The 26,106-nt window shown below is 52.4% G+C and carries 23 protein-coding genes and 1 pseudogene; 12 read left to right on the plus strand and 12 right to left on the minus strand.

The window, feature by feature from the left end; all coding sequences use genetic code 11:
- The first annotated feature begins 5 nt into the window (after window positions 1-5).
- Window positions 6-3,191, plus strand: a complete 3,186-nt coding sequence (locus VB780_RS29940) for a helicase HerA domain-containing protein (RefSeq protein ID WP_323354850.1) — start codon at window positions 6-8, stop codon at window positions 3,189-3,191.
- A 143-nt stretch (window positions 3,192-3,334) separates the two neighbouring features.
- On the opposite strand, the gene VB780_RS29945 is transcribed toward VB780_RS29940, so the two are convergent.
- The 11 genes from VB780_RS29945 to phnG form a co-directional block, all read right to left on the minus strand.
- Window positions 3,335-4,150: a phosphodiesterase gene (locus VB780_RS29945; protein ID WP_323354851.1), complete on the minus strand. Its 816-nt coding sequence runs from the start codon at window positions 4,148-4,150 to the stop codon at window positions 3,335-3,337.
- Window positions 4,147-4,707, minus strand: coding sequence for a phosphonate degradation HD-domain oxygenase (locus VB780_RS29950; protein ID WP_323354852.1), 561 nt, complete (start codon window positions 4,705-4,707; stop codon window positions 4,147-4,149). The genes VB780_RS29945 and VB780_RS29950 overlap by 4 nt, the downstream gene beginning before the upstream one ends.
- A 12-nt stretch (window positions 4,708-4,719) precedes the next feature.
- Window positions 4,720-5,886: an alpha-D-ribose 1-methylphosphonate 5-triphosphate diphosphatase gene (locus tag VB780_RS29955; protein WP_323354853.1), complete on the minus strand. Its 1,167-nt coding sequence runs from the start codon at window positions 5,884-5,886 to the stop codon at window positions 4,720-4,722.
- A 39-nt stretch (window positions 5,887-5,925) separates the two neighbouring features.
- Window positions 5,926-7,056: an alpha-D-ribose 1-methylphosphonate 5-triphosphate diphosphatase gene (locus VB780_RS29960; protein ID WP_323354854.1), complete on the minus strand. Its 1,131-nt coding sequence runs from the start codon at window positions 7,054-7,056 to the stop codon at window positions 5,926-5,928.
- A 98-nt stretch (window positions 7,057-7,154) separates the two neighbouring features.
- The gene (gene phnL / locus VB780_RS29965; RefSeq protein WP_323354855.1) at window positions 7,155-7,883 is read right to left on the minus strand and encodes a phosphonate C-P lyase system protein PhnL; all 729 of its coding nucleotides are present in this window, start codon (window positions 7,881-7,883) and stop codon (window positions 7,155-7,157) included.
- Window positions 7,884-7,925: 42 nt separating this feature from the next.
- Window positions 7,926-8,696 carry a phosphonate C-P lyase system protein PhnK gene (gene phnK, locus VB780_RS29970; RefSeq protein WP_323354856.1) on the minus strand — a complete coding sequence of 257 codons (771 nt, stop codon included), beginning with the start codon at window positions 8,694-8,696 and terminating at the stop codon, window positions 7,926-7,928.
- A gap of 22 nt (window positions 8,697-8,718) precedes the next feature.
- Window positions 8,719-9,948 carry a hypothetical protein gene (locus VB780_RS29975; protein ID WP_323354857.1) on the minus strand — a complete coding sequence of 410 codons (1,230 nt, stop codon included), beginning with the start codon at window positions 9,946-9,948 and terminating at the stop codon, window positions 8,719-8,721.
- A 34-nt stretch (window positions 9,949-9,982) separates the two neighbouring features.
- Entirely contained in the window at window positions 9,983-10,873 is an 891-nt protein-coding gene (locus VB780_RS29980; protein WP_323354858.1) for an alpha-D-ribose 1-methylphosphonate 5-phosphate C-P-lyase PhnJ, read from the minus strand.
- Window positions 10,874-10,917: 44 nt separating this feature from the next.
- On the minus strand, window positions 10,918-12,231 hold the full coding sequence (locus VB780_RS29985; protein WP_323354859.1) for a carbon-phosphorus lyase complex subunit PhnI: 1,314 nt from the start codon (window positions 12,229-12,231) through the stop codon (window positions 10,918-10,920).
- Window positions 12,232-12,345: 114 nt separating this feature from the next.
- Window positions 12,346-12,957 carry a phosphonate C-P lyase system protein PhnH gene (gene phnH / locus VB780_RS29990; protein ID WP_323354860.1) on the minus strand — a complete coding sequence of 204 codons (612 nt, stop codon included), beginning with the start codon at window positions 12,955-12,957 and terminating at the stop codon, window positions 12,346-12,348.
- Between the two features lie 59 nt (window positions 12,958-13,016).
- Complete coding sequence (phnG, locus tag VB780_RS29995) at window positions 13,017-13,484, minus strand: phosphonate C-P lyase system protein PhnG (protein WP_323354861.1); 468 nt, start codon at window positions 13,482-13,484, stop codon at window positions 13,017-13,019.
- Window positions 13,485-13,683: 199 nt separating this feature from the next.
- Here phnG and phnF point away from each other — a divergent pair, with 199 nt between their 5' ends.
- The 11 genes from phnF to VB780_RS30050 all read left to right on the plus strand — a co-directional run bounded on the left by phnF (window position 13,684) and on the right by VB780_RS30050 (window position 23,456).
- A complete protein-coding gene (gene phnF / locus VB780_RS30000) occupies window positions 13,684-14,403 on the plus strand; it encodes a phosphonate metabolism transcriptional regulator PhnF (protein WP_323354862.1) in 720 nt (239 codons plus the stop codon).
- A 240-nt stretch (window positions 14,404-14,643) separates the two neighbouring features.
- Entirely contained in the window at window positions 14,644-15,480 is an 837-nt protein-coding gene (gene phnC / locus VB780_RS30005; RefSeq protein WP_323354863.1) for a phosphonate ABC transporter ATP-binding protein, read from the plus strand.
- A 114-nt stretch (window positions 15,481-15,594) separates the two neighbouring features.
- On the plus strand, window positions 15,595-16,641 hold the full coding sequence (phnD, locus tag VB780_RS30010; protein ID WP_323354864.1) for a phosphonate ABC transporter substrate-binding protein: 1,047 nt from the start codon (window positions 15,595-15,597) through the stop codon (window positions 16,639-16,641).
- A gap of 97 nt (window positions 16,642-16,738) precedes the next feature.
- Window positions 16,739-17,575, plus strand: coding sequence for a phosphonate ABC transporter, permease protein PhnE (gene phnE / locus VB780_RS30015; RefSeq protein ID WP_323354865.1), 837 nt, complete (start codon window positions 16,739-16,741; stop codon window positions 17,573-17,575).
- Between the two features lie 242 nt (window positions 17,576-17,817).
- Window positions 17,818-18,723: a phosphate/phosphite/phosphonate ABC transporter substrate-binding protein gene (gene phnD, locus VB780_RS30020; protein WP_323354866.1), complete on the plus strand. Its 906-nt coding sequence runs from the start codon at window positions 17,818-17,820 to the stop codon at window positions 18,721-18,723.
- 17 nt (window positions 18,724-18,740) lie between these two features.
- Window positions 18,741-19,523, plus strand: coding sequence for a phosphonate ABC transporter ATP-binding protein (phnC, locus tag VB780_RS30025; RefSeq protein WP_323354867.1), 783 nt, complete (start codon window positions 18,741-18,743; stop codon window positions 19,521-19,523).
- A 53-nt stretch (window positions 19,524-19,576) separates the two neighbouring features.
- Window positions 19,577-20,377 carry a phosphonate ABC transporter, permease protein PhnE gene (gene phnE, locus VB780_RS30030; protein WP_323354868.1) on the plus strand — a complete coding sequence of 267 codons (801 nt, stop codon included), beginning with the start codon at window positions 19,577-19,579 and terminating at the stop codon, window positions 20,375-20,377.
- 13 nt (window positions 20,378-20,390) lie between these two features.
- Window positions 20,391-21,059: an O-methyltransferase gene (locus tag VB780_RS30035; RefSeq protein WP_323354869.1), complete on the plus strand. Its 669-nt coding sequence runs from the start codon at window positions 20,391-20,393 to the stop codon at window positions 21,057-21,059.
- A gap of 194 nt (window positions 21,060-21,253) precedes the next feature.
- Complete coding sequence (locus VB780_RS30040; RefSeq protein WP_323354870.1) at window positions 21,254-21,619, plus strand: metalloregulator ArsR/SmtB family transcription factor; 366 nt, start codon at window positions 21,254-21,256, stop codon at window positions 21,617-21,619.
- A 75-nt stretch (window positions 21,620-21,694) separates the two neighbouring features.
- Window positions 21,695-22,738, plus strand: a complete 1,044-nt coding sequence (locus tag VB780_RS30045) for a permease (protein WP_323354871.1) — start codon at window positions 21,695-21,697, stop codon at window positions 22,736-22,738.
- Window positions 22,739-22,826: 88 nt separating this feature from the next.
- Entirely contained in the window at window positions 22,827-23,456 is a 630-nt protein-coding gene (locus VB780_RS30050; protein WP_323354872.1) for a hypothetical protein, read from the plus strand.
- Window positions 23,457-24,595: 1,139 nt separating this feature from the next.
- Here VB780_RS30050 and cas12k read toward each other — a convergent pair.
- Window positions 24,596-25,899, minus strand: a pseudogene (gene cas12k, locus VB780_RS31565) (type V CRISPR-associated protein Cas12k).
- Between the last annotated feature and the right edge of the window lie 207 nt (window positions 25,900-26,106).

The following is a 26,106-nucleotide window of genomic DNA, read 5'->3' on the forward strand; positions in this document are numbered from 1 at the left end:
TTGCTATGACTACTGACCCAAGATTTGACGCCTTTTGTTCTCACCAAGGGCTTGATATTTTTCATGCCGTCACCCACCAACACCAAATCTGGCAGCCAGACCTCTACGACGTTGATACTATTCATCTAGAAGCTCGCTTAGCCTACGAACGGTTGCTGAATCGTGCCGATAGTTCTGCCGCTAGCGACTCAGGCCGCATCCTATTGCTGCTGGGAGAGTCGGGGGCGGGTAAAACTCATTTGATGCGGTTTTTTCGCAATCAAACCCACGAACAACAGAAGGGCTTCTTTAGCTACATGCAGATGACCTCTGCGGTGTCAAACTATGCTCGGTATGTGCTGAGAAACACCATCGATTCTTTCGATAAGCCCTACTACGAACCCTTTGGGCCAAAAACTGGACTGATTGAGTTTTCTAATGCCTTAGCCGAAAGCTCAGGCGTCGTTACGCCTAATGAACTTGCTCTACTGAAAGAAGACGATTTATCCCAGGAAGAGCTAATCGATTTAATCTACCCAATCGCAGATCGTGTGATTGCCTTGCCACAGTTTAATGGGGTTGATATCGACGTTATTCGGGCGCTGCTATACCTGCAACCCGGCCAGCCTGCTATCAGCGCTAAAGTTCTTAAATTGCTGCGGTGCGAACCCCTAACTCCCTATGACAGCAGAGTTTTAGGTGGGATGGCCGCCCGCGATCACGACGATGACCCACTGCGGATGCTGCGGTCTTTTGCCTTGCTGATTCAAGCGGTTACCGGCGGAGCCTTCGTCGTTTGCTTAGACCAACTCGAAGATATTCACGGTATGGATGAAGCTGGGCAGCGTTTCCGGCGAGCTGTTCAGACTATCGTTACGCTAGCTGAGATTCCCAACGTCATCGTCGTGCTCTCCTGCCTAGAGAGCTTTTACGATCTGTTGAAACAACACCTGCCAAGACCCCATCTTGATCGCCTAGAGCTAGATCCAACCCCCGTAAGCCTTAGTGCCCGGCGTTCAGGAGATGAAGTCAGGCAAATTCTCTCGCGGCGACTGCAAAATCTTTACGAATTGGCAGAAATATCGGTCAACAGTGACGAAGCGTTATATCCTTTCCCTGACTCTATCGCTGAGACGCTAGCGGGTCAGACAACTCGCGATGTCTTGGAATGGTGTCGCCGTCAGCGAGAAAAAAGCATTACTACAGGACAATTACCCGACATAGATGACACTGCTTCGAGTTCTGATAATGGGTCGAAACCTCCGGAAGACTATGAGCTGAGCCAGCATTGGAACGACCACCTAGCGGGGAGCTTTGAGCCTCCCGACGACGATCGCGAGCTGCTTCACCTCATGGGCAATAGCATCCAGCGCTGCGGGCAAGAACTGGGCAATGGTTGCCACTTCACTACCCAGATCAATGAAGACTATCTGACCACAGACCTACACCTGGAGCCGAATGCCACCCAGGAATCGTTACTGCTGAGTCTGTGTCAAAAACACGCAAGGGGAGGTGCATTGGCTAGGCAAATCCGAGAGCTTCAGCAAAACGCTGGTGATCGCATCCCCGTTGCCCTACGCACCACAGAGTTTCCCAACAATCCTCGAACCCAGATTGCCCAGCAGATTGGTACCTTTCTTAGTCAAGGAGGCCGTCGCGCCCAGGTGGCCGACTCTGACTGGCGCACGATGCTGGCGATTCAAAGCTTCGAGCAGCAGTACGGTGATCGCCCTGAGTACCCCGCCTGGCTCCAGGCCGAGAAACCCCTGTCGCAATTGCCCTCGCTCCAGCGCATCTTGGATTTGGCCAACCTGAAGCTTGCCGCCGGTTTCGGGTCCAGTGGCCAGCCTCAGCCAACCCAACCAACGCCTCAGCCGCAAACCACAAAGCCTGGGGATAATGCTCCTGAAGATGAGTCAAAACCTATTCCCGGCCTAGAGGTGGAACCAACCTTACCCGAGCCAGCGTCAGCCGTTCCCCTGGGCCAAACTCGCACCACAGTGCCGACTCCGGTCGATCTACCTCGGGAAGCGCTGGTGCGTCACGCCGCGTTTCTGGGGGGCTCGGGCAGCGGCAAAACCACCCTGGCCCTGACCTTGATCGAACAATTGCTGCTGCGGGACGTGCCCGCCATTTTGCTTGATCGCAAGGGCGATTTGTGCAGCTACGCCAACCCCGAGGCTTGGGAACAGCCCACCGACAATCCTCGGCTGATGGCCTACCGGCAACTGCTGCGCGACCACATCGATGTCGCGGTCTACACCCCCGGCACTCTGGGCAACGCCGGGCGACCGCTGAGCATTGCCATCACCCCGCCGGGCCTAGGGCAATTGCCCAGCGCTGAGCGGCAGCAAATGGCTAACTACTGCGCCGCCGCCCTGGGCGGCATCATGGGTTACAAGTCGGCGGGGCTGGATAAAATCCGGATGGCGGTTCTGGGGCAGGCGATCGCCGTGCTCAGCACCCTTCAGACCGATAACCCCCTGAGCATCGACCGGCTGATTTCATTCATCGCCGAGCAAGATCCATTGCTGGTGAATGCGATCGGGGTGTTAGACCCGAAGCACTGCAAAAAGCTGGCGGAAGACCTCCAGACCCTCAGCCTGATGGCCGGGCACCTCTTCAATCCTCAATGCGAACAACTGTCCACCGAGCAGCTGTTGGCCTCGTCTTACCCCCAGAAGACCCGGCTATCGGTGATCAATCTGAGCAGCCTAGGAGATAACGCCAGCATTCTGTTTTGGGTATCTCAGTTTTTGCTCAACCTCAACCGCTATGCCCAGAGGCATCCCTCGGGCCAACTCCAGGCGGTGGTGTTGTTTGATGAGGCCGATCTGTACCTGCCTGCCCAGGGTAAACCTTCGACTAAAGAGCCGATGGAAAGTCTGCTGAAACGAGCCCGCTCCGCCGGGCTAGGCATCTTGCTCGCTACCCAGAGCCCTGGAGATCTGGACTACCGGTGTCGAGATCAAATCTCGTCCTGGTTTGTCGGCAAGGTGAAGGAAAACACCGCCCTCAACAAGCTGAAGCCTATGCTCAGCGAAGCCAAGACAGACGTCACCAGCAAGCTGGCTAACCAACAGGTCGGCGAGTTCTTCGCGATCCGTGCTGGGGAGGTCACCAGCCTGAAGGCAAACCTGTCATTGATTCGGGCTGAGCAGGTACCACTGGAAATGGTGCAAGCCCTGGCGGCTAGTTCTATAAATCAGTAGGTCTGCTTATTCGCGGTGGATTCTCGTCTGCACGGGAATGACGGACTGGATGGCTGTCAGAATGATGAATTTGCAAACTTGGGATGCACTCAGTCATGGCTTCTAAGGGGGAACCAGAAATGGTTTTGGTTGGATGAGTCGGCTCAGGTGCTTTTTTGCCCATCGGAAAACCGATAGGGGCCATCAAAGTCACCGACAAAAACCGTATGGGAAACCAAACTACCATTTCCCCAGATATGGAGTTGATAGGCAGGGGGCTCCATCACAAACTGGCTGGCTGTATGGGGCTGTAGATCGAGGAAGCTTTGATGGGCCAGGCTAGGCTGTGTGCTAGCGATCGTGCCCGCCCAACGAAGATACATCACCCGATGCAGGTGGCCACAGCTAATCCGTTCGACTTGACTGTGCTGGGCAATCAAGTCGGCTAACGCATCGCTGCCACCCACCCGACGTCGATCCATCCAGGGAATGCCGGTCATAAACGGGGGGTGATGCATAAAGATCAGAGTAGGGGCCTCAGGTGCTCTCACCAGTTGGGCCTCTAGCCACGCTAGCCGCTGATGGTCGAGTCGGCCCGACTTTTCCCCCGGCAGCGTGTTGTCTAGCATGATCAGGCGGATCGGGTAGTCGTCTACGACATAGCTCAGATGATCCCTAAAGCTAGCCAGGTAGTGATGATCGGCAAATACCTGGCGTAGGTTTGTCCCCTGGTCATGGTTCCCAGGCATCAGATAAATCGGAGCGCGCAGGTTTGATAGCATCTCTCTCAGCTGTTGATAGTCTGCCAGGGTGCCTTGCTGCACTAAATCACCTGTAGCAACCACTAAATCAGGTTGGGGGTTCAGACGGTTTAGATGGGCGATCGCAGCCCGCACCAATGAATTGGTATCCACAACGCCGTAGGCCAAGGCACCCGCCGACTGCACATGCAGATCGCTAATTTGAGCAATCAGGGTCATGGCGCAGCAGCAGACTGACAGGCTTTCTGGAGGCTGGGTAAGAAATGCTCTAAATCTGGGGTGTCTTGGTTAGGCACTTTGGCCAGATCATCCCAGCGGCGCAGTTGTACGGCCTGGTTTGCATGGGGTTGCTGGATAAAGGCGGTGGCGGCAGCCGGTGAAAACACACCGCCCTGAAGCTCTAGGCTGCGTTTGGAAGTCGCCGATAGAGAATCCCAGTAAGTCTCATCCACGGCGCAGAGATAGCGTTTGGCCTCGACATGGAGCTGAATTGGCCGGGTGACCGCAGCGGGAAACAGCAGTGCTAAAACCGGGATGGCTCGGTGTTCATGGCGATCGTCAATGCCGCGCCGAGCGGGGTCGTCGCCCAGGTGATGAACCAGGTGGCCCAGGTCGTGGAATAGGCAGGCGGCGATCATCTCAGGCGGTTGATCGGCCTGCTCAGCCAGGGTGGCACACTGGAGGGCGTGGTGGAGCTGGCTAACCGCTTCACCACCGTATTGGGCCTGACCCCGTTGGCGATAGAGATCCAGCAGAGTGGTGAGAGAGGGTGACATAGGGCAGAAAAATTAGAGGGATTGTTTGACCGGCAGGCCGTTGATGTAGACCGCCCGAATGGCGCTGGGTAACGGATCATTCGGAGTCAGCAGAAGAAAATCGGCATCGTAGCCAGGGGCGATTTTGCCTTTGCGATCGCCAATTTTGGCCGCTTTAGCCGGGTATTCGGCAACGCACTTCCAGGCCTGCTCAAAGGGCATTAGCCCTTGTTCGGCCAGTAGAAAGGGGGCGTGGAATAGCGAGGGGTAGTGATAGTCAGAACAGAGGCAGTCTAGAACCTGGGATTGGGCCGCTGCGGCAACACTCATATAGCCAACATGGGAACCGCCCCGCACCAGGTTAGGGGCTCCCATTAAGACGGCGGCCCCGTAGGCGCGGGATGCTTCTGCTAGCGGGATGGAGGCGGGAAATTCTGCGATCGCCACCCCCCGCTCTCGGCTTTTAGCCACATCGGCTGCCGTCTCATCATCGTGGGAGGCCACTGGAATACCCAGGTGATGACAGCGCTGCACCAAATCTTCAAACTGAGCCAGACCCTCCTCCTGGCGGGGATAGGCCGACTGCACCAGAGCCAAAATCTCGGCTTCAGACAGCTTCAGCCGTTGACGCAGCCCCTTCGTATATCGCTGTACCGTTTCGTCATCGGTAGTAGGCGGGAGGTGGTTATTGAGAGAAATCAACGTGACTTTACGAGTGTCTAGCCAGTTGCACAGTTCATCATAATCAGCGGTATTGGCTTGTTCGTGGCGAATGTGAATGCGACTATCGACTCGCAGCCCATTGTCAGATGCCGAAATTTGGTTGATGAGCTGACGCGCCATATCCCGGCTGCGTAGCCCCGGCTCAAAAGAGTCGGTAATCGAGTAGAAAAATGTAGTAATCCCGGCACCCAGCAAAGCCAGATCGTTTTCCACCAGGGCCATATCCAACGGCAGGTTTACGCCCGGCCGAGGGCAAATCATGCGTTCAAACGCATCCCCGTGAATATCAACAATGCCGGGCAAGAGGTGCAGACCGGTGACATCGATCGCCACATAGCCGCTGGGCTTGGCCGTTTGATCGACGGCCACAAATTTTCCGTCTTCAATCAGCACCGTTGCTGAGTCTAACCATCCGGTTGGCGTCAACACAGTTGCGCCTTGTAGAGCCAGTTTGGGTGTAAATGAGGGATGTTTCATGAAAGAAAGAATGGGGGAAGAGTAATCAGAAATTCGTTTCTAGGCGATGCGCTGGCCCTGACGGTGGACAGCGGTGAAGCGGGGGACAACGCCGTCGTGGTGGACGGTAACAAAGTCAGCGCGTTTGCCGACTTCGAGGCTGCCGCGATCGCCATCCAGGCCAATGGCTTTGGCGGGATTTAAGGTAAATAGCTGCATGGCTTTGTATAAAGGCTGCTGCTGAGTAATCAAAAACATGGCCTGTAGCAAACTTTGGGGCACATAGTCAGACGAGATAATATCGACTAGGTCTCGCTCGATCAGCTCCATGGCGGAAACATTGCCAGAATGAGACTGGCCCAAGATCAAATTTGGTGCGCCCATTAACACCTGGAGGCCGTGGCTGTGAGCTTCTTTAGCGGCATCGAGGGTGGTGGGGAACTCGGCAATTTCGGCTCCGTCCTGGACCGCCTCCTGCACATGCTCAGGGGTGGCGTCGTCGTGACTGGCGAGGCAAATCTGATGCTTCTGGGTAAGTTCTACAAGCTTGCGGCGGTTCTCATCGGCATGGCGCTGCTGGGCTTCGATGCGGGCTTGAATGAAGCATTCCATTTCATCAGCCCCGACGCCGTGTTTGCCCTGGTAATACTCTTTGTACTTCTCTACCTGGGAAAACTGCCGCTGACCGGGGGTGTGATCCATCAGCGAAATGAGCGACAGCAGAGGATGATCGGCATAGGTCGCCGCTACATCATGGGCGTGCTCGTAGCCCAGTTCACAGCGCAGGTGAAGGTGATGATCGACCGCAAAGCGCCCCTCAATTTGGCCCTGATGAATTGTGTTGATCATCGGGTCAAACTGGGTCATGCGCATGGAGGTCGGGGTGATGTCTCCAACGGCGATCGCATCGCAGACCGTGGTAATGCCCGCCGCCGCCAAGTCGCGATCGTGGTAGACCGCCGCCACATCCATCGGCCAGCGCACCTTGGGCCGGGGCGACAGCCGCTGCTCAAAGTTATCGGTGTGCAGCTCGACCAAGCCAGGCAGCAAGTAATCGCCGTCGCCGTTGTGCCCTTGGGAAACAACGCCGGGCTGCACCTCGGCAATCATGCCATCCCGCACAACTAGCGTACCGAGCACCTCTTCGCCAGGTAGTTGTAAGCGGTAGTTGGTGAAAATAGTTTCGGTCATGGGATACGCAATAGGGGCAGAATGACATCAGATACATCTAGACATCTATACTCATATCGGATCAAGATTAACTAGGCGTTATCGGAGTCCTAAGGTCTTTAGAACTGGAGGACGCGATCGCAAACTCGCTCTCTAACTTCGTCATCGTGAAAAATGCCGACCATGGCACAGCCGTGGGCTTTGCGGGCTTCAATCAGCTGCATCACGACCTCGCGATTGGCGGCATCGAGGGCAGAGGTCGGCTCATCTAACAGCAAAATGGGGTAGTTGACGGCAAAGGCGCGAGCAATATTCACACGCTGCTTTTCGCCCCCAGAAAACGTAGTGGGAGACAGCTGCCACAGCCGCTCCGACAGGTTGAGCTGAGTGAACAGTCCGCGAATTTTGTCGTAGGCCATGTCGGGATCCATACCCAGATCTAGCAGGGATTCAGCGGCTACGTCCAGCGCCGGGACGCGGGGAATCACCCGGAGAAACTGGCTGACGTAACCGATGGTGTGCTGCCGCACGGCTAGCAGCTGGTGGGGGGGAAGCTGGGGCAAATCGACCCAGTCGCCTTGATGTTTGACCCAGATTGAGCCCTCGTCAATGCGGTAGTTGGCGTAGAGCGATCGCATAAACGTCGATTTGCCAGAGCCCGATGGCCCTTGCAACGCCACACATTCACCCGCCTGCACCGTGAGGGAAACCCCCTCTAAAACCGGAATAGAAACTCCCCCTTGATGGTGCAAAACGAAGCGCTTGTAAAGCCCTTCGGCCCGGAGCATAGCCCCGGTGGGCGGCGCAACCGACAAGTGCAAATGATTCGATAGCAGCGATTGGGTCATGGTTTAAGGGTGTCAATAACAGTAGAACGCGCGGCATTTCCCCTAGGGCATGAGGGTGGCACTCACCAACTGCTGCGTGTAGGGATGGTGGGGGTCGTCGAGCACCTGGTCGGTCAGCCCGGTTTCGACCACCTGACCGTTTTGCATCACCATCAGTCGATGGGCTAAAAGCCTGACGACACCAATATCGTGGGTCACCAAAATGACGCTGAGATGGAGCGTACGGACTAAGGATCGCATCAAGTCTAGGAGTTTGGCCTGCACCGAAACATCTAACCCGCCCGTGGGCTCATCCATAAGCACTAGCCTGGGCTGGGTCACTAGAATGCGGGCGAGCTGTAGCCGCTGCTGCATGCCGCCAGAAAAGGTGCTGGGCAGGTCATCCATGCGGCTGTGGGGAATTTCTACCTGGCTCAGCCACTGGCTGGCTTCGGAGCGAATATTGCCGTAGTGGCGATTGCCCACATCGAGCAAGCGCTCACCGATATTGGCTCCGGCAGTAACGGTCATGCGCAGCCCATCGCGGGGGTTTTGCTGCACAAAACCCCATTCGGTTTTCATCAGCTTGCGGTGGTGAACCTCTGACAGAGTGCGCAGATCAATGGGCTGACCGCTGCGATCGCAATACACCATCTCCCCCGCATCCACAGGAATGTGACCGGCAATGGCATTTAGTAACGTACTTTTTCCCGATCCAGATTCGCCAATAATGCCAAGGACTTGGCCGGGGTAGAGATCGAAAGAGATGCGATCGCAAGCATTAATGCCACCGTATAATTTACTTAAGTCAGCAACTGTTAGTAGGGGTTTCATAATAACCAATAAAAAACTTGACTTATGAAAGCTGCATTTCTTCTACAAGCTTTTGCAATTCACTTCTCGAACTAATTTTCTTTTCTTTTGCCAAATAAAGCATGTGGATCATCAATTTCATCGTAATTTCTCGCAAGTAAATTATATTGGATTCGGAAACCTCATCTACTCTACTTTCACTTCCATGAACCGTTGGATTCCTGAATTTCGTGTAAAGTCTTGATATTTCATTTTTGAGATCCAGCCTCTGTTGAAGGCCTTTACCCAAAATCATGGCAACTCCAAATCCTACGGCATTCTTTCCTGAGCCAAAGAGAGACTCTAAGCCAATAAACAATGAGAGCAATTGATTTTCTTTTTCAAATTGCTCATGAGAATCTGAAATCCAGTGTAAAAATCTCAAAAGAGTTTTCTCAAACTCTGTCTTCTTGTTTTCCGTTTTAGACATAATGGTTGACAGATCGAAAAGTCCTATTTCATGAAACTTTTGCTTCTCTGTGTCATTAAGGTGGATTCGGAAGCTCTGTGTCAGCCTTTCTCGGTTGTCCCAAAAGCCCTGCTCTGATATTGCGAATGCTGATCTTCCGCTAGAAGATTTTTGATCTGCCAAACCCAGTTCTATTCTCATTGAGCCAGAATAATCGAAAGCTGTAATAGAATATCTCAAAATTTTCAGTACATTCGTGACTTCGATAATAGCTAACTCCTTAGCCTTCCTTGGCTCCGCAACCACACAGAATTTTGCACATATTGTCCCAGCACCTAGTTTTTCCTCAAGTTCATTTCTATTCTCTTCTGCTATGTGTCTCTTTTCGGTGTCAGAATAGGCCATAGTCTTAATAATATTCTTCATAGAGCTAGAGAGTTCATCGAATCTTTCCTGAGTGACTTGAAATAGTTTTACTCTTCCCAATTCAAGAACATCTGAGGAATATATTTCAATACCGTGCAAAGGAATATATACTTCCTGAAGAGTTTCGTATTTTTCAAAATGTGAATTCTGTTTAGCTATTTCTTCTTCTAGCTTCTCAGAATCGCCAGCAAGGGCGATCCTGAGAAGATCTCCTATTATCTGTCTTATGTATTGCCCCGAAAATTTTTCGCTCCATGCTTTCTCAACCTCTAATACTAGTTTTTTATAATCTTGATTTTGGCTATTTTGTATAGAGCTACTTAATGATGGAGCATTGTTCAGCTGACTAGATATCAGGATTATCTGATGTGCCAGATTCTTTATTTTTTGAGGATGCATAGTCTTCGTTTCCTTCGCTTTAGATATCTAATCCTTACTGATGTGTGGCATTTGCCTGCTCCCCCTGTCGCTGGTTGCAGTAGTCTGTATCAGAGCAAATCCACAGGCGGCTGCCCTGGTCATCGGTGACCACCTCATCGAGATAGGTGTCTGTCGCGCCGCAGAATTCGCAGGGTTGCTCCCAGGTTTCAACAGTGAAGGGATGATCCTCAAAATCAAGGCTTTTCACCTTGGTATAGGGTGGCAGGGCATAGATTCGCTTTTCTCGCCCCGCCCCAAATAGCTGTAGGGCAGGGTTCATGTGCAGTTTAGGGTTGTCAAACCGGGGAATCGGGCTGGGTTTCATCAAGTAGCGATCGTGCACCATCACCGGATAGTCGTAGGCCATAGCGATGTGGCCATAGCGGGTGATGTCTTCGTACAGCCGCACATACATCGGGCCATATTCTTCCAGCGCGTGCATTTTGTTGGCTTCGGTGCGAGAGGGCTCGATAAAGTACAGCGGCTCCGGCATGGGCACCTGGTAAACCATGATTTGCCCCTCCCGCAGCGGCGTTTCAGGAATCCGGTGGCGGGTTTGAATCAGCGTCGCCTCCTCGGTGCGTTCGGTGGTGTTGATGCCGCAGACCTTACGAAAAAACCGGCGAATATTGACGGCGTTGGTGGTATCGTCAGCGCCCTGGTCAATCACCTTCAGGGTGTCTGTCTGACCAATCACCGAGGCCGTGACCTGAATTCCCCCGGTTCCCCAACCGTAGGACATCGGCATTTCACGGGAGCTAAAGGGAATCTGATGCCCCGGAATCGCCACCGCCTTGAGGGTGGCACGGCGGATCGATCGCTTGGTCTGTTCGTCTAGGTAGGCAAAGTTAAAGCCCGGTTCTGGGGGGGCCGGGGAGCTGGGAGAATGGGGCGAAAGAGTCATGGGTCAATGGTTGGTAGTTATTGAGGAAGTGACAAAAAGAAGATTCATGCTGGCACCTCCGATGGGGAGCGAGAATCAGGGGAAGTAGGATCAACTTTGGGAACCTCGGTCGAGGTTCCGTTGCTGGCAGATGGGGGATAGCCTAGGCTGGATGCCGGGGAATCTAGATCTTGCGGTGACGTTGGCTCAACGCCGTTTTGTTCTGCTTGGGCCTGGTCATAATTGCGCCGCAGCTGGCGAATCAGGTTTAGCTCAGCCTGAAAATCAATGTAGTGGGGCAGTTTGAGGTGCTGAACAAATCCCTGGGCCTCGACGTTATCGGAATGAAATAGGACAAAGTCTTCATTCTGAGCCGGTCCGTCGATCGCCTCGCCCAGATCCTTAGCTTGTAAGGCTCGGTCTACCAGTGCCATGGCCATAGCCTTACGCTCGTTATAGCCAAAGGTGAGGCCATACCCCTGGGTAAACTGGGGCGGAATCTGCTTGCTGCCTTTGAACTGGTTCACCATTTGAACTTCGGTGACGGTGATGTCGGCGATCGCAACCTCAAAGCCCAGTTCTTCTGGGCAGATCACGACCTCCACCTCCCCCACCCGAATCTCCCCTGCAAAGGGATGATTTTTGCCATAGCCCCGCTGGGTCGAGTAAGCCATCGACAGCAGAAAGCCTTCGTCAGCGCGGGCCAGGTTTTGCAAACGAGCATCGCGACTGGTGGGGGTTGTGAGCGATTCGCGGGTGATGTCGAAGGGGGGTGAGGGAAGGTGGGGAGGTGGGGGGGTGGGGAGGTGGGGGGAGGGAGGATCGGCTTCAGGATCGGGGGGATTGTCTGACCGTGTTGCGCCGATTAACCCTTCCTGGGCTAGGGTGTTGAGGACGCGAGGTGTGGAGGTGGATGTCTCGGCGATCGCATCCCCTAGTCCGGTAGTTGGAGCCAAAAACTGGTTATTTTCGGCGGCCAGCTTGAAGTCGAGCAGCCGGTGGATGTAATCAAAGGTAGGGCCGAGCTTTTGGCCACCGGGAGCATCTTTGAAAACTGCCGAAATGCGCCGCTGAATGTGCATGCGATCGGTCTCGACAGGTTCGCTGTAGTAGAGCCGGGGTAGGGTGGTGCGGTAGGCGCGGAGCAAGAAGGCGGCCTCAACTAAATCCCCCCACGATTGCTTGATGGCCAGAGCCGCCAAATCTGGATCGTACAGGCTGCCCTCAGCCATGACCCGATCAACGGCAAGCTGCATCTGCTGCTTGATTTGCTCTAGCGATAACTCTGGCACAGCCGATTCGCCGCGCCGTTTGGCCTTAAGCAAGGCTTCGGCGTTTTGAATCGCCTGTTCTCCACCTTTGACGGCAACATAGGGCATAACATTCTCCGCAAATTAACCGATTTCTCGATCTACAACTCGACTAAAAAACTGTAGCCATGCTTTTAAAAGCGCAATGATTCATGGAAGGCACGAGCTTTCTGCCGCTTGGGATTAGTCGGCAGATTCACTACCCCCCTCCTGTCTGCCCGCGACCCGGGCCGTGCGCGGTAGGCCCAAAACCTGGCGATCGGCAAAACACCAGGCGTCAAGCCCAAGGGGATAGTGAGCGGTCATCGCCTGCCACTGCTGCCAAAAGTCGCTGCCCAGAGGCATTTGCAGAGTGATGGACTCTAAAATGCCTGGGCCTTGTAAGGTGACAGACCCCGTTCCTTCCAGGGCTGGCAGCTGAATTAGCAGAGAGGTTGAGGCCTCTGGATAGGCTGCTGTGCCCCAGTTAAAGTCCTCCAGGTTGGGCATGGTTTCAACATTATTAATTACGGCAAAATCAGCCGTTTGGGGCTGAGCCGTGAATCGGCACCCGGTGTGAAACACCAGCCAAGAGCGTGCGGATTCTGCAACATCCGGCTGTAGCCACACCGTTGTCTCCAAGTCGAGCAGCGTCAGGCAAGCCGCCGCGCAGCCAGGGTTTAGCCCCTCCGGTGGGGTCAGGGATGTGTTGGTTTGCTGGATGCCCGGTCGCGCCAAGGCATCTAGCAGCGCTCGAAAGGTTTGCTGAGCGTCATGGACAGGATCTTTGAATCCAGGGAGTTGGGTCGTGAGCATAGAGCAAGGACTATGGGGGCGTGAAATTTAGATTTTGTAGCGACGGGTGCTGCTCTGCTTTAAGCTTCTCCTCGCAGCAGGGTAAAGAAATTGACGCGGGTAGATTCGACCTCAGCCGCTTCAGCCACTCGCTGTTGGCGGGCAGCGGCTCGCAGCGGCTCGATTACCTGGGTTTGAACCTTAGATTGCCAGTCTGGGTGTTGCAGCAGGGCATCGCAGACAGCGGCAAGTTCAGCATGGCGCTGCGATCGCCCCGCCACATAGCCAAAACCCGAGATAGAGTCGTCCCCAGCTTGCTCTAGCTGAACAACGCAGCGGGTCAGGGTGATTTCTCCCAAGTTGAAAGGCTGACCCGCCCCTTCCGCGCGGCCACGCACCATGGCTAAGCCAATTTCGGGCGATCGCAGAAAGCGATACTCGGGCAGTGCCCCCAACTTTGTAACACGCTCCTCCAATAGCGAAAGAGGTGCCTTAGCCAGGGCCGACATCCACTTCGATCGTGACTGTGCTTGGGCTGTGTCCACCATCACTTAACCAGAGATTAACGGCAACTTAAGCTTGTATAGATGTCTAGATGAATTATGGGGCATGATGAAATAGAACGCAATCCCTATTTGTTTGAGTTAAAGTACCGTGCTAGGTCTACTGGTGGGCTAACGCCCCGAACCAGGTCTGTGGTCCCCTGTCGCTGTGAGAATCTATACTTACTGCTTCTCTCCCTCAAATATGCATCAAGAAGCTCTGCCTCTATACTTGCAAATTGCCAGTCAGCTACGTGGCAATATTCAAGAATCTGTATTTAAAGTCGGCGATCGCTTACCCACCGAAACCGAGCTCAGCGAGCGATTTGGGGTAAACCGCCACACCCTGCGCCGGGCGATAGAGGTTTTGCGGCAAGAGGGCATCGTTGGCGTCGAGCGGGGCCGAGGCACGTTTGTGATGGCTGATCCGATCGCCGTGCCGATTGGCAAGCGGGTGCGATTCAATGAATCCCTCAAGGCCCAATCGCTACAACCCGTGTGGCAAGTGCTCCGCATTGTCGAGCTCAATGCCGATGCCAAGCTGTCAAAACGGTTGGAGATTGACGTCGGAGCGACAGTCATACTATTTGAGCGCCTGAGCTCCATTGACGATATACCCATCAGTATTTCCAGCAGCTACTTTCCAGGCCAGCATTTTCCAGGATTAGTTGACCACTGCAAAACCTATCGCTCTATTTCGAAGATGCTGCAGAAGGAATATGGCTGTGACCACATTCGCCGCAGCACGCGCCTCTCGGCCCGTCTAGCCCAGGCTAACGATGCACGACTGCTGAAAATGCCCGCTAATGGACCGATTTTGCTATCTGAGTCGATCAATGTCGATCAAACGGGTGTGGTCATTGAGTACGGCGTCACCCGATTTCGGGGCGATCGCATGGAGCTGGTGTTGGAGAATGAGCTTTAGCTTATATCTGCTGCCGTTTCACCGTCACACCGCTTTGGAGGGTAATCTTCACCGACAGGAAGAAAGCTTAAACAGACTTCTACGCAAACTTAATTTGTCGTGAGGAGAATCTTAAACTGTCTGCTGGAAGATATCTGTGGTTCGCTATGGATCGCCTTGTCTAGACATCTACATAAATTGTTTGGCGGTCAACATCCATAATTTTCGGGCCATTGATGTTCAATTGGGCCAGTAATAGCCATGCGATCAGCTACGGAGAGTGCGTTGGAGGCTTCCTTTGCCGCCCCCGCTGTTAAGGTTCAGCAGTTATCCAAGTCTTTCAGGGGGCTACCTGCGCTCCAGGCGGTGAGTTTGCAGGTTGATATGGGGGAAATGGTGGCGCTGGTAGGAGCCTCTGGTTCCGGGAAGTCTACCCTACTGCGTAACCTGAATGCCCTGCAGCTAGCCGAACAGGGCACCATAGAAATCTTTGGTAGTCCGCTGCAAGTCGACGGTAAGCTGCATTCTAAGGCGCGTCAGCTGCGGAGCCAGATTGGGTTTATTTTCCAGCAGTTCAATCTGGTCAATCGTCTGACGGTTTTGGAAAACGTTCTGGTGGGCAACCTGTCGCAGGTTTCGATGATGCGATCGCTCGTTCGGGGCTTTAGCAAGCAGGAAAAATTGCGCGCGCTCAGTGCTCTAGAGCGAGTCGGCATCCTAAATCAGGCCTATAAGCGGGCTTCAAGTCTGTCGGGTGGACAACAGCAGCGAGTGGCGATCGCCCGCTGTCTGATGCAGGGAGCCAAAATTATTTTGGCCGACGAACCCATCGCTTCCCTTGACCCGGAGTCGGCCCGGAAGGTGATGGAGCTATTGACCCATTTGAACAAAGAGCAGGGCATTACCATCATCACCTCGTTGCATCAGGTGCAGGTGGTGCGCTGCTACTACAAACGTGCGATCGCGCTCCGGGATGGCACCGTTCGGTTTGACGGTCATATCCAGAGCCTAGATGACCCACAGCTCAATGCGATTTACGGTGCCGCCGCCGAGGAGCTGGTTTTGAGCGGCCATGCCGAAGTCTTTTCAGCGTTTTAACAAGAGTCCGTCAAGGTTTCCGCCTGGGTATCCCCCACGCGAGAGCTGAATTTCTCAAGCCCATAGCTAACTCATTTCCACAGTTTTAACCTGTAGCCATAAGGATTTGCCACCATGACATCTGCGTTAACCCAGTGGTCTGCCCGCTTTTTTCTGGTCTTAGCCGGTACTGCCCTAATTACAAGCTGCAGCACAGCCGGGCAAGACAATGCTGATGCCCCCGGTGAGGCTACCGATGCCGCCGGTGCAGCCTGTGCGCCAGAGTTAGCCGAAATTGATTTTGGCATCATCTCCACTGAGTCTCAAGAGAACCTTAAAGTCCAGTGGGAGCCTTTCTTGGATGCTATGGAAGCCGAGGTTGGTCGCCCTATCAATGGTTTCTACGCCACCGACTACGCTGGCGTCATTGAGGCCATGGGCGCAGGTAAGATTCAGCTCGCCTGGTATGGCGGTAAGTCTTACATTGAAGCGGCGGCTCGTTCTGATGCTGAAGCATTTGCCCAAACCGTTAACGTAGACGGCACCAAGGGCTACTACTCCCACTTAATTACGAACAAAGATAATCCCATCCTTGAAAACATTGATGTTGAGGCCGGCGACGGCGATCAGTACGTGATCAACAACGCGGATGATCTAACCTTTGCCTTTAACGACCCCAACTCGACCTCGGGCTTTGTGGTGCCTAGCTTTTATGTGTTTGCCAAAAATGGCATTAACCCAAATGAGGCCTTTGATGAGCTGGTGTTTGCGGGCAGCCATGAAGCTACGGCCCAGGCGATCGCCAATAATCAGGTTGATGTCGCTACCAACAACAGCGAAAACATGCTGAAACTTGAGCAAGGTGATCCAGCAGCCTTTGAGAATATTCAGATTATCTGGACATCTCCCGTTATCCCCAGCGATCCGGTAGCCTATCGGAATGACTTGCCCGATTGCCTAAAGGAAGAGGTTAAAGACTTTTTCCTCAACTACAAAGATGCGGCTGTGCTAGAGCCCCTGGGCTGGCAAGGCTTTGACCCGGCTGGTGATGCCGATTGGGATACGATCCGCGAGCTGGACCTGGGCCAAAAAATGATGGAAGTGCAGAACGATGCCAACCTGAGCCCTGAAGCGAAGCAGTCTCAGCTCGATGAACTGAACAAGCAGCTCGAAGCTCTCTAGGCGACCTAGCTAGGGTGGGCCTAGCCCACCCTAGCTGTCGAAGTGGACGAGCGCCTGAAATTTGTAAGCTGCGATCGCACCTTGACCTATTTACCCTATGACTGAATCTCCGGCTTCTATTCATCCTGATCAACTCGTTGCCTCTCCTGCGGCTCGCGATCTTCTGGCTCAGGAGCGCCCCCGCATTACCCCAGTTCGCATTGGCTATTTAGCCTTGGCGATCGCTGTCTTAATTTACGCAGGCCACCTGAGTGACCTGAGCTTTGTGGAACTATTCCAGGGCAGCGGCACGATGGCAGAATACGTTACCAGATATTTTCCGCCTAACTTTTCCAACTGGCGGTCTTACCTGCAAGATACCCTCGAAACCGTGGCTATGGGCATTTGGGGCACGCTGCTGTCTGCCATTCTGGCGGTTCCCCTGTCAATTCTGGCCTCAAGCAACATTTGTCCGGCCTGGGTTGTCTTCCCTGTGCGACGGTTGCTAGATACGATGCGAGCGATTAATGAGGTTGTTTTTGCGCTCATCTTCGTGGTTGCAGTGGGCTTAGGCCCCTTTGCCGGGGTATTAGCGCTATTTGTGCATACCGCCGGTATTTTGGCAAAGCTGTTTTCAGAAGCGATCGAATCCATCGAAGTTGGTCCTGTAGAAGGTATCCGTGCCACAGGGGCAAGCAAAATACAAGAAATTGTCTTTGGCGTGATTCCTCAAGTTGTGCCACTGTGGACTTCGTTCACGCTGTACCGCTTTGAATCAAATGTGCGTTCAGCAGCAGTATTGGGAATTGTTGGTGCTGGCGGAATTGGGGTTTCCCTTTACCAAAGCTTTCGCGCCTTTAAATATCAAGACGTTTGCGCCATTATGATCATTTTGATCGTAACCGTTGCCCTGATTGATACGCTTTCAGCCAAGTTAAGACAGCACCTAGTTTGATTTATTTCAAGCTTTTCTCATCCTATTGCTTAAGGAAAAACTCTAGCGTTACGGGTTCCTCCCAAACGTCTATGGGATTAGGACAGATTCGACGTAGGGGCATTGCACTGTGTCACACACTGCAATGCCCCTAGCAGGGAATTCCGCCTGCCAAAGTGTCTTAACTAAATCAACTACTGCAATAGCAAAATTAATTCTTGATCGAGTCAACCAGAAAAATCTAGAAATGTGAGGAGAAACGAATGAAACGACGCGGTTTTTTAGGCTATTCACTACTGTTTTTGGTAGGCTGTACGGCATCAACCACTCAATCTCAAAACAGCTCTCAGCCTGGCAGCGGTAATCAACCAGAAACATTGCGGTTAGCCGTGACAGATGTTCAGGGTTTAGAAGAGCTGCAGCGAGACTATGGAGCCTTTCAAAAGGAACTAGAAGCTACCCTAGGGCGCAAGATTGAATTCTTTCCGGTGGCCGACCGGGCCGCAGCGGCAGTTGCGCTGCAATCAGATCAGGTCGACATTGTCTTTACCGGTCCAGCAGAATATGTGGTGATCAACGCTAAAACTCAAGCTGTACCCTTTTTGGCAATTACCCGTCCCAATTACTTCTCAGTGATTGCCGTTCGGGCCGATAGCGGCATCACTACTGCGGAGCAGCTAAAGGGGCTACAGCTGTCTATGTCTGATATTGGGTCTACCAGCGGTCACTTAGGGCCTGCCAAAATTTTGGTTGATCAGGGTCTCAATCCTCAAAACGATTTAGAGGTATTGATGCTTGGCGATGCTGAACTACAGGCGTTGAAGAACGCAGACGTTAAGGCCTGGGGTGGTTCTTATATCGACTATGAGCGCTTTCTGGAAGCAGAAGGGGCGCAGGAGTCAGATTATCCCATTCTCTTCCGGGGCGAGACGTTACCTAGTGACGTGTTAATCGCCAGCAAAAATATCGCCCCCTCACTGGTAGAAGAAATGACGGAGAAAATGTTGGCTAATGAAGCAGCCTTAATTGCTGCAATTACATCCGTTGATGCGAACGAAAAGTTTGTTGGTTCAGAGTTGGTAGCCGTTGAAGACGGCGACTACGATTCTGTTCGCGAGGCCTACAGGGCGATTGGCGTTAATGAATTTACAGAGTTTGTCGGCGAATAAAATAGGTCAACCGCAGCATGCTTTCCCTTCAGGTCAATCAGCTCACAAAAGTTTATTCTAACCACACCCTAGCCCTGAATCAGATTAGCTTTAAGGCTAAACCTGGGGAGAGCGTTGTAATTCTTGGTGCCAATGGATCGGGAAAATCCACCTTATTGCGATGTCTGGTTGGCCTGGAGAAACCAACCTCTGGCCAGGTATTTCTGGGAAACTGGGAAGTTACGGCTTTGCCGAATGCTCGCCTCAGGACAGTGCGGCGGCGTGTTGGCATGGTTTTTCAGCACTTTAACTTAGTTAAAAACCTCAGCGCTTTCCACAATGTTTTGCAGGGTGCCCTGGGCCGTAGTCGTGGCCCCTGGTACTGGTTTCCCGCTACTGCACCGGCAGTAGAGCGACAAAGAGCGATGGACTGTCTAGCCCAGGTTCACTTAGCTGACCTGGCGACTCAGCGGGTAGACACATTATCGGGTGGGCAACAGCAGCGAGTTGCGATCGCCCGCATGTTAATGCAAAACCCGGACATTGTCTTAGTAGATGAACCCGTCGCAAGTTTGGACCCCAAAGCGGGACGAGAAGTGATGGATTTACTCTACACAATTGTCCGAGAGCAGGGGTTGACTATGATCTGCAACCTACATCAGCTGGATCTGGCGATGACCTATGCCGACCGGATTATTGGTCTATCGTCTGGACAGATCGTGCTGGATCAACCGGTCACTAACGTGAATTCAGATGCCCTCGATTGGCTCTATCAGCGTAGTGCGCCCAAGGTGCAATCTGAGGTGATAGCACGCAGATAGGCCAAAATTCAGCTCATTAAATCACAAAAAGTTATTGCTCACAAATTTGACCTATGCAAACTGAGCTTCACTCCCTACAGCCTCCTGTTCGCTGGAAACGCCCATCACCCTTTCTATTTGTCTTGGGTGTTGTCATGCTCAGCATTTTTCTGCATGGCGTTTCTATCAGTGGGCTGACGGCAGAACGAATGATCAGAGGCGTTTTTCGGCTTTATGAATTTCTGGACGATGCTTTTCCACCAGACTTGACTCGTCTACCCAATATTCTCAAAGCCACCTTAGAAACATTTGAGATGGCTCTAGTGGGTACTGTATTTGGAGCCTTTTTAAGCTTGCCTCTAGCTTTATTAGCGGCAAAAAATACGACCCCTTATTTGCTTGTCTATCGTGTTACCCGTTTCTTTATTGGATTTTTGCGAGCTATTCCAGACCTAATCTGGGGTCTGATTTTTATTGTGGTTGTAGGGCTCGGCCCGGGACCGGGAATCTTGGCCATTGCTGTGGATGTGATGGGATTTTGCGGTCGATTCTTTGCTGAAAGGATTGAGGAAATTGAGCCGGGTACTGTAGACGCGCTGAGAGCCTTAGGAGCATCGCAAGCGGGGGTTATTATCGGGGCAATTCTGCCAGAAACATCGGCTTCGTTTGTCGCTTCAACCCTATTTTCATTGGAATCTTCAGTGCGTTCAGCCGTCGTCTTGGGACTGGTAGGCGCAGGGGGTATTGGTGTTGAGCTGGCAACCTCGATGCAGCTGCTCCGATACGATCAGGCGCTGACCATTATTTTGGTGATCTTTTTGGTCGTTATTGCCGTTGAGCAAGTGTCATCGGCCATTCGTAGACGTTTGATTTAGGGGGCTAAAACCATTGAATCAAGAGCTTTGGATGGCAGTAGATAAGTATTTTTCCCAGGCTTTTCTACCGTCAGATGCTGCTTTAGACCATGCACTGCAAGCGAGCCAAGCCGCTGGGCTGCCGCCCCACCATGTTGCCCCCAATCAGGGAAAACTGTTGCAGCTTTTAGCCCAAATCCAAGGAGCAAAACGGATTTTAGAGATTGGAACGCTGGGAGGCTACAGCACCATTTGGCTGGCGCGATCGGTTTTACCAAATGGCTGTGTTGTGACCCTAGAAGTCAACCCTCAGTACGCTGATATCGCCACTGACAACATTGATAGAGCTGGCTTGGCAGAAATTGTGGATATCAAGGTCGGTAAGGCCATTGATTCATTAAGGCAATTGGTAAAAGTAGGCGTTGAACCCTTTGACGTCATCTTTATTGATGCCGATAAGCCCAGCAATCCCGATTATTTGCATGAGTCACTAAAGCTTTCTCGCCCAGGGACAGTCATTATTGGCGATAATGTTGTGCGCGAGGGTGAGGTAGCAAATGCCGCTTGCGCTGACCCTAAGGTGCAAGGCGTGCGGCATTTTTGTGAGTTGATAGCTCTAGACCCTAGACTGTCGGCAACGGCCATTCAGACGGTGGGGAGTAAGGGTTACGATGGATTTGCGATCGCCCGAGTATTGTATTAAGCCGTTCTTAATCGCTCAGATTCGAGCCATTGCCGAAGTCGTTCACAGCGAAAGCAGCGGCACTGGGTTAAAACTTTTTTCTGGTCGCGACCTGGTGGCCGTAACGCGCTCCACGGATTGGATGAAACCTTGTAAAAAAGCTACATTGCGTTCTGGTGCTTGACATAGCCTGGTATTTTGAATATTGTCAAATCATGGAAATAGGCAAGCCTCCTGAACGCTCCATTGAAGACATTGCTGCTGCTTTTGCCGCGTTGGGGCAACCGTCGCGGCTGCGGATTGTGCGACTGCTGCTGTCGGCTTATCCTAAGGGGCTGCCAGCGGGGGAGATTCAGCAGGAATTGAACATTTCTGCCCCGACCCTGTCTCACCACCTGGACAAGCTCCGGCAAGTGGGCATCGTCACCCCTGAGAAAGACCGGCAGTGGATTTGGTATAGCGTACGGTCAGAGGCGCTCAAAGAGCTTATCGATTTTCTGTTTGAGGAGTGCTGCACCCGCAATCATGTCGTTGAGATGGACGATGTAGCGAAAACACCTGCACCAGACGGCGGTGACTAAACCCTAAACATTTTGGCTTTTATTTCGATGTTTGCCTAAATACCGAAGATCTAAACCCTAAAGGATTGACTCTCGATGGCAACTAACGTGTTGACAAGATTTAATCGCAGTGTGCGGCGATGGGATGGGGTAGCCCTAGCGATCGCCCTGCTGTTCCTGCTCCTGGCCTTTTTCGTGCCAGGCCAATTGTCTGATAGCCTAACCTTTACCGCTGTTGGCCTATGGAAAGTCGCCCCTTTTCTGCTGTTGTCTATCGGTATTGCCGCCTACGCTCAGGCTAGTGGGGCTGACAATCTAATTTCCAAAGCATTTCAGGGACGCATTGCGGTGATGATTCCTGTGGCGACCCTGTTTGGGGCACTCTCGCCTTTTTGTTCCTGCGGCGTGATTCCGTTGATTGCGGCGTTGTTGTCGATGGGGGTGCCTGTGGCGGCTGTGATGGCGTTTTGGCTGTCGTCGCCGCTGATGGATCCGTCTATGTTTGTGCTGACAGTGGCTACCCTGGGTCTGAAATTTGCGATCGCAAAAACCGCTGCCACCATTTTTATTGGCTTACTTGGAGGGTTTGGCACCCTAGCCCTGATGCGATCGGGGTGGTCGTCCGCCGCCTTTGCCAATCCCCTGAGAGACGGAGCCAATAATGGCGGCTGTGGCGGCAGTCGGGTGCGCAATCCAAAACCGCCTGTCTGGCGGGTTTGGACACAACCAGAGCGGCGGCAAACGTTCTGGAAAGGGGCAAGTAAAAATGCCTGGTTTTTGGGCAAATGGCTGGCCCTGGCCTTTGTGATCGAGAGCCTGATGCTAATTTATGTGCCGGACGGATGGATTCAAACTATCGCAGGCGATGGCGGTCTGCTCTCCATTCTGGGGGCTGCTTTGGTCGGCATTCCAGCTTACCTCAACGGCTATGCGGCACTGCCCCTAGTGGGCGGACTCATCCAGCAAGGCCTGTCCCCAGGGGCAGGTATGACGTTTCTGCTGGCAGGCGGTGCCACCAGTATTCCGGCGATGATTGCTGTTTTTGCGCTGGCTCGCCGTCCTGTTTTTCTGGCCTATCTTGGCTTCGCCTTCGTGGGTGCTGTGCTGGCTGGGTTGCTGTATACCGTGAGCCTGGGATGAGGGGGCAATCATCCCAGGCTTACCCAACGCCGCCCAATTATTGCTGCCCGGCCCACGGCCTTATCCTTTAACCTTCTAAATCGAAACCATGCACCCCATCGAGACCTTACCTGACGCAATGCTCCAAGCCCACGGCCCGATCGCTGAAAAGTTTTTACAGCAAGGGCTAAAGACCTTTCACGAGGCTTGCCGCTGGACGAAAAATTTGCCCTACGCCGCCAACTCCAATAACGAAGATTCTTCAATTCTGTTTGAGGAAGGTTATGGCAGCTGCACCACCAAACACGGGGCGATCGCTCGCCTAGCTCAAGAACATAGCCTGCCCGTTCACAAAAATCTGGGGTTCTACCGTCTGAACGATGAGATCGTCACGGGGGTCAATGCGCTGCTACAACCCTACGATCTAGACTTTATTCCCCAAATTCACTGTTTTTTGGTGTACGAAGACTGTCGGGTAGACCTGACCGAAGGCAACTGCAACGGGAAGAATAAAACCATAGAAGACTACGATTTTGTCATTCAGGTCGCCCCTGACCTCTCTCACGCCCAACATCAAGCCTACTATCTAGAGTTTTTGCGGCGCTATGGGGCTTTCTCGCCCCAGTTGGCGACCTTAAGCGACAACACTGTTATGTACCTGCTAGCGGCCTGCGATCGCCAACTCAAGTATCAATGCTCCATCCTAGTCGATGCCCTTGGTCTCGGCCAACCGGCCTAGTATTTGTCTCAGTTAGTTTTGACAGGCTTTAACATTCCAAGGGTAATGCCTGTCACATCTTTATTTCAGAACAATATGGTTTCTTCGGAGACCTAAAAGATAGGGGAGTTCAGTAGGTCACTGGTAGGAAATTGGTAGGAGGGTTTATTGAGAACCGCTATAATCGAGGGGCAGAAGGGATTAGAAGATTTTCTGAACTTCGTTCGGGACGAAGGGGCCGTGGGTTCGAATCCCGCCATCCCGATTCTTCTAAAACTGTCGAGTAACGATTTAGTTGTCGTCGCTAACACTTTAGTGTCGTCCTAACTAAATCGGTGACGCCTTCACGCGTTCGTGTCGCTAAGGCTTGCTAAATGATCGTTAACACTTTAATTGTCGTCTCTAGCCTTGCTTACGCTAGAATGCACGCCACAGGAATAATCCCGAACGAAGTGCGCCTTTCAATCCACCCATTCTCAAGGATAACGCAAAATTCTTTGGGCAGTACTTTTGTTCTGCAAAGTGTCAGCTCAGTCTCAAAGAGTGACTGCCTCTCACTCTTTAAGTCTTGCAAGCTTTACAGTGCTGAGAGAGTCAAACAACCTGACTTTCAAGCGTATACACACAGCGAATAACCCTTTCGGTCATTCCGACGCTTCAAACGATTTATCTTAATTTTTGGATTGGCTTTCAATCGTTCCCGTGCCTCGAAGAGAGAGGCAACCCTTGTGAGCTGTAACCCTTATCTAGCAGACCTTTCAGAAGCCAATTTGGCAAAGGTCAGCCTAGCAAGAAAATCCAAGCGGTTTTTGGAACTGCTTGAACTACAGCAAACAATCTGCAAGCTTTACATACTAGCTGTTTCAGACTTTTGGCAAACCTCTTAGGAAAATTGCTCCTGCTTAGGTTTGCCAAATTTGGGGTTGGGGTGGATTCCTCCTTGCTCGGAGGTGTAAGCGGCAACCATCACTACGGAACCCGTGCCCTCAAATCGCCAGCGCACCAGCGACCTTCGGGTGGACAGTCACCTGAGCCAGAAAGCAAGACTACTTTTCAAGTAGTCAAACTAGCTCATATTTAACACAACACATTGACCATCACTGGTATGAGTTGCGGCGCTAAAAGCAGTATATCAATATTGATAAAACCCTGTCAATTACTTATCCTGTTGTGCGGCTTTGAAAAGCTTTAATAGCAACTTCCCGCGCTTTGTCTTGGGCAGTTCCTATTAATGGTTGCTTCACCTGCTCTACCATTAACCCCGCCTGTAGGGCTTGGCTCTCAATTTTTTGGGCAAGCCGGTTATAATTCCAGCGATGAACGCTGGAACGGTAGTTCAGTGCGTATTTAGCTTGAACCTCTTTAAGAGAAGTTTGTTGCTCTGCCCTAGCTTGTATTTCGCTTTCAATAATCTCACGAATATTGGATAAATTGCCTACAGCGATACTACTGGCGTTGTACTGTTGAGCAATTTCAACAACGGCCTTGGCAATCAACGAATCAATGTATTTTCCTAACCCACCCTCAGAAATATTGTTAGGGGCAAACTGTAGCTGTTTGCTGCGCCGCTGTCGAGCCTTTTGGTGTTTGCGCTGCCGTTGCCGGTTGAGCAGCTTGTAGTTATCGCCTAGCAGTTGGCGGATGCTACGGTAGGCAATGGCTTTTCCCGTGGTGACATCCACAATCGCTAGAGTGGCAGGTTTATCTAGTCCAAAGCTAACACCTACAAGAATAGTTGGGTTCCCCTGATATAAGGGCCGACTGGGCCGTGGAAAAGAGTTTTGGAGTAAGGTCAGAGTCTTTTCACGCTTACGGATAAAGGCTTCTTGCTGAGCGGTAAGGTTGCCTCTGGCCCTAGTGCTAGAGACCACTCGGGCAATTTTGGTAGCTTTTTCCTGACTAACTTGTTCGCTTCCTTCCTTTGTCCATAGCCGAGTGTCAACGCTGCAATACAACATCATTCGGTTAGTTCCCACGGGTGGCCTTTGCCAGCGCCCAGCTGCCAACTAATGCGCCCTGATCGCAGAGTAAAGTTACCAGCAGAATGTTGGTGGCCACTCTGCTTCTTAATGGTTTGGTCATCTAGGAATCGCTTAAACCAGTGAAGTTGGCGATTATCGCAGTAAATCTCAAACTCAAGTTCGGATAAACCATTGAAGGTCACACACAATCGACCTTTGGAATTCACCCACCATTTCAGGTCTTCACTACTTTCGTAGGCAATCGGAAAGGGCAGCGGGCTGGATTTCCTCAGCAGGTCAGCCTGCCACATCGCTGCTTCGGCTTCATCTTGAGGTGCAACCCAGGCTGCCATATTGAGAGCATTCATCCACTGCTCTTGAGTTAAATCGCGGCCCTTGGGCAATCGGGTACGAGCGAGTTGCTCAGTGAGCCGCTCAACTCGAATTTCAGTCGCACGACGGCGTCGTTGAAGCTTTTTAAGGTTTTCTGCTTTGTCAGGTATCCGACCACTATTTTTGAGAGGGCGTTTGAAAAGTGATTTGCTGTAGTTTTAGTCACCTGCCGATCCCCCCTGCCTCCCTTAGAGGATGTTTTAAAAGGGTCAGATTGAGCAACAAAAGTTACCTGTACGGATAACCTTGATCCTTAAAACCCTCATTCCTTCGTAGTAGTTCCTCGGTGGTCAAGGTAGTTCTGGCTACCCTATAGG

The organism is Leptolyngbya sp. CCNP1308, assembly GCF_034932455.1.
In the GTDB taxonomy this organism is placed as follows: Bacteria; Cyanobacteriota; Cyanobacteriia; order Phormidesmidales; family Phormidesmidaceae; genus Nodosilinea.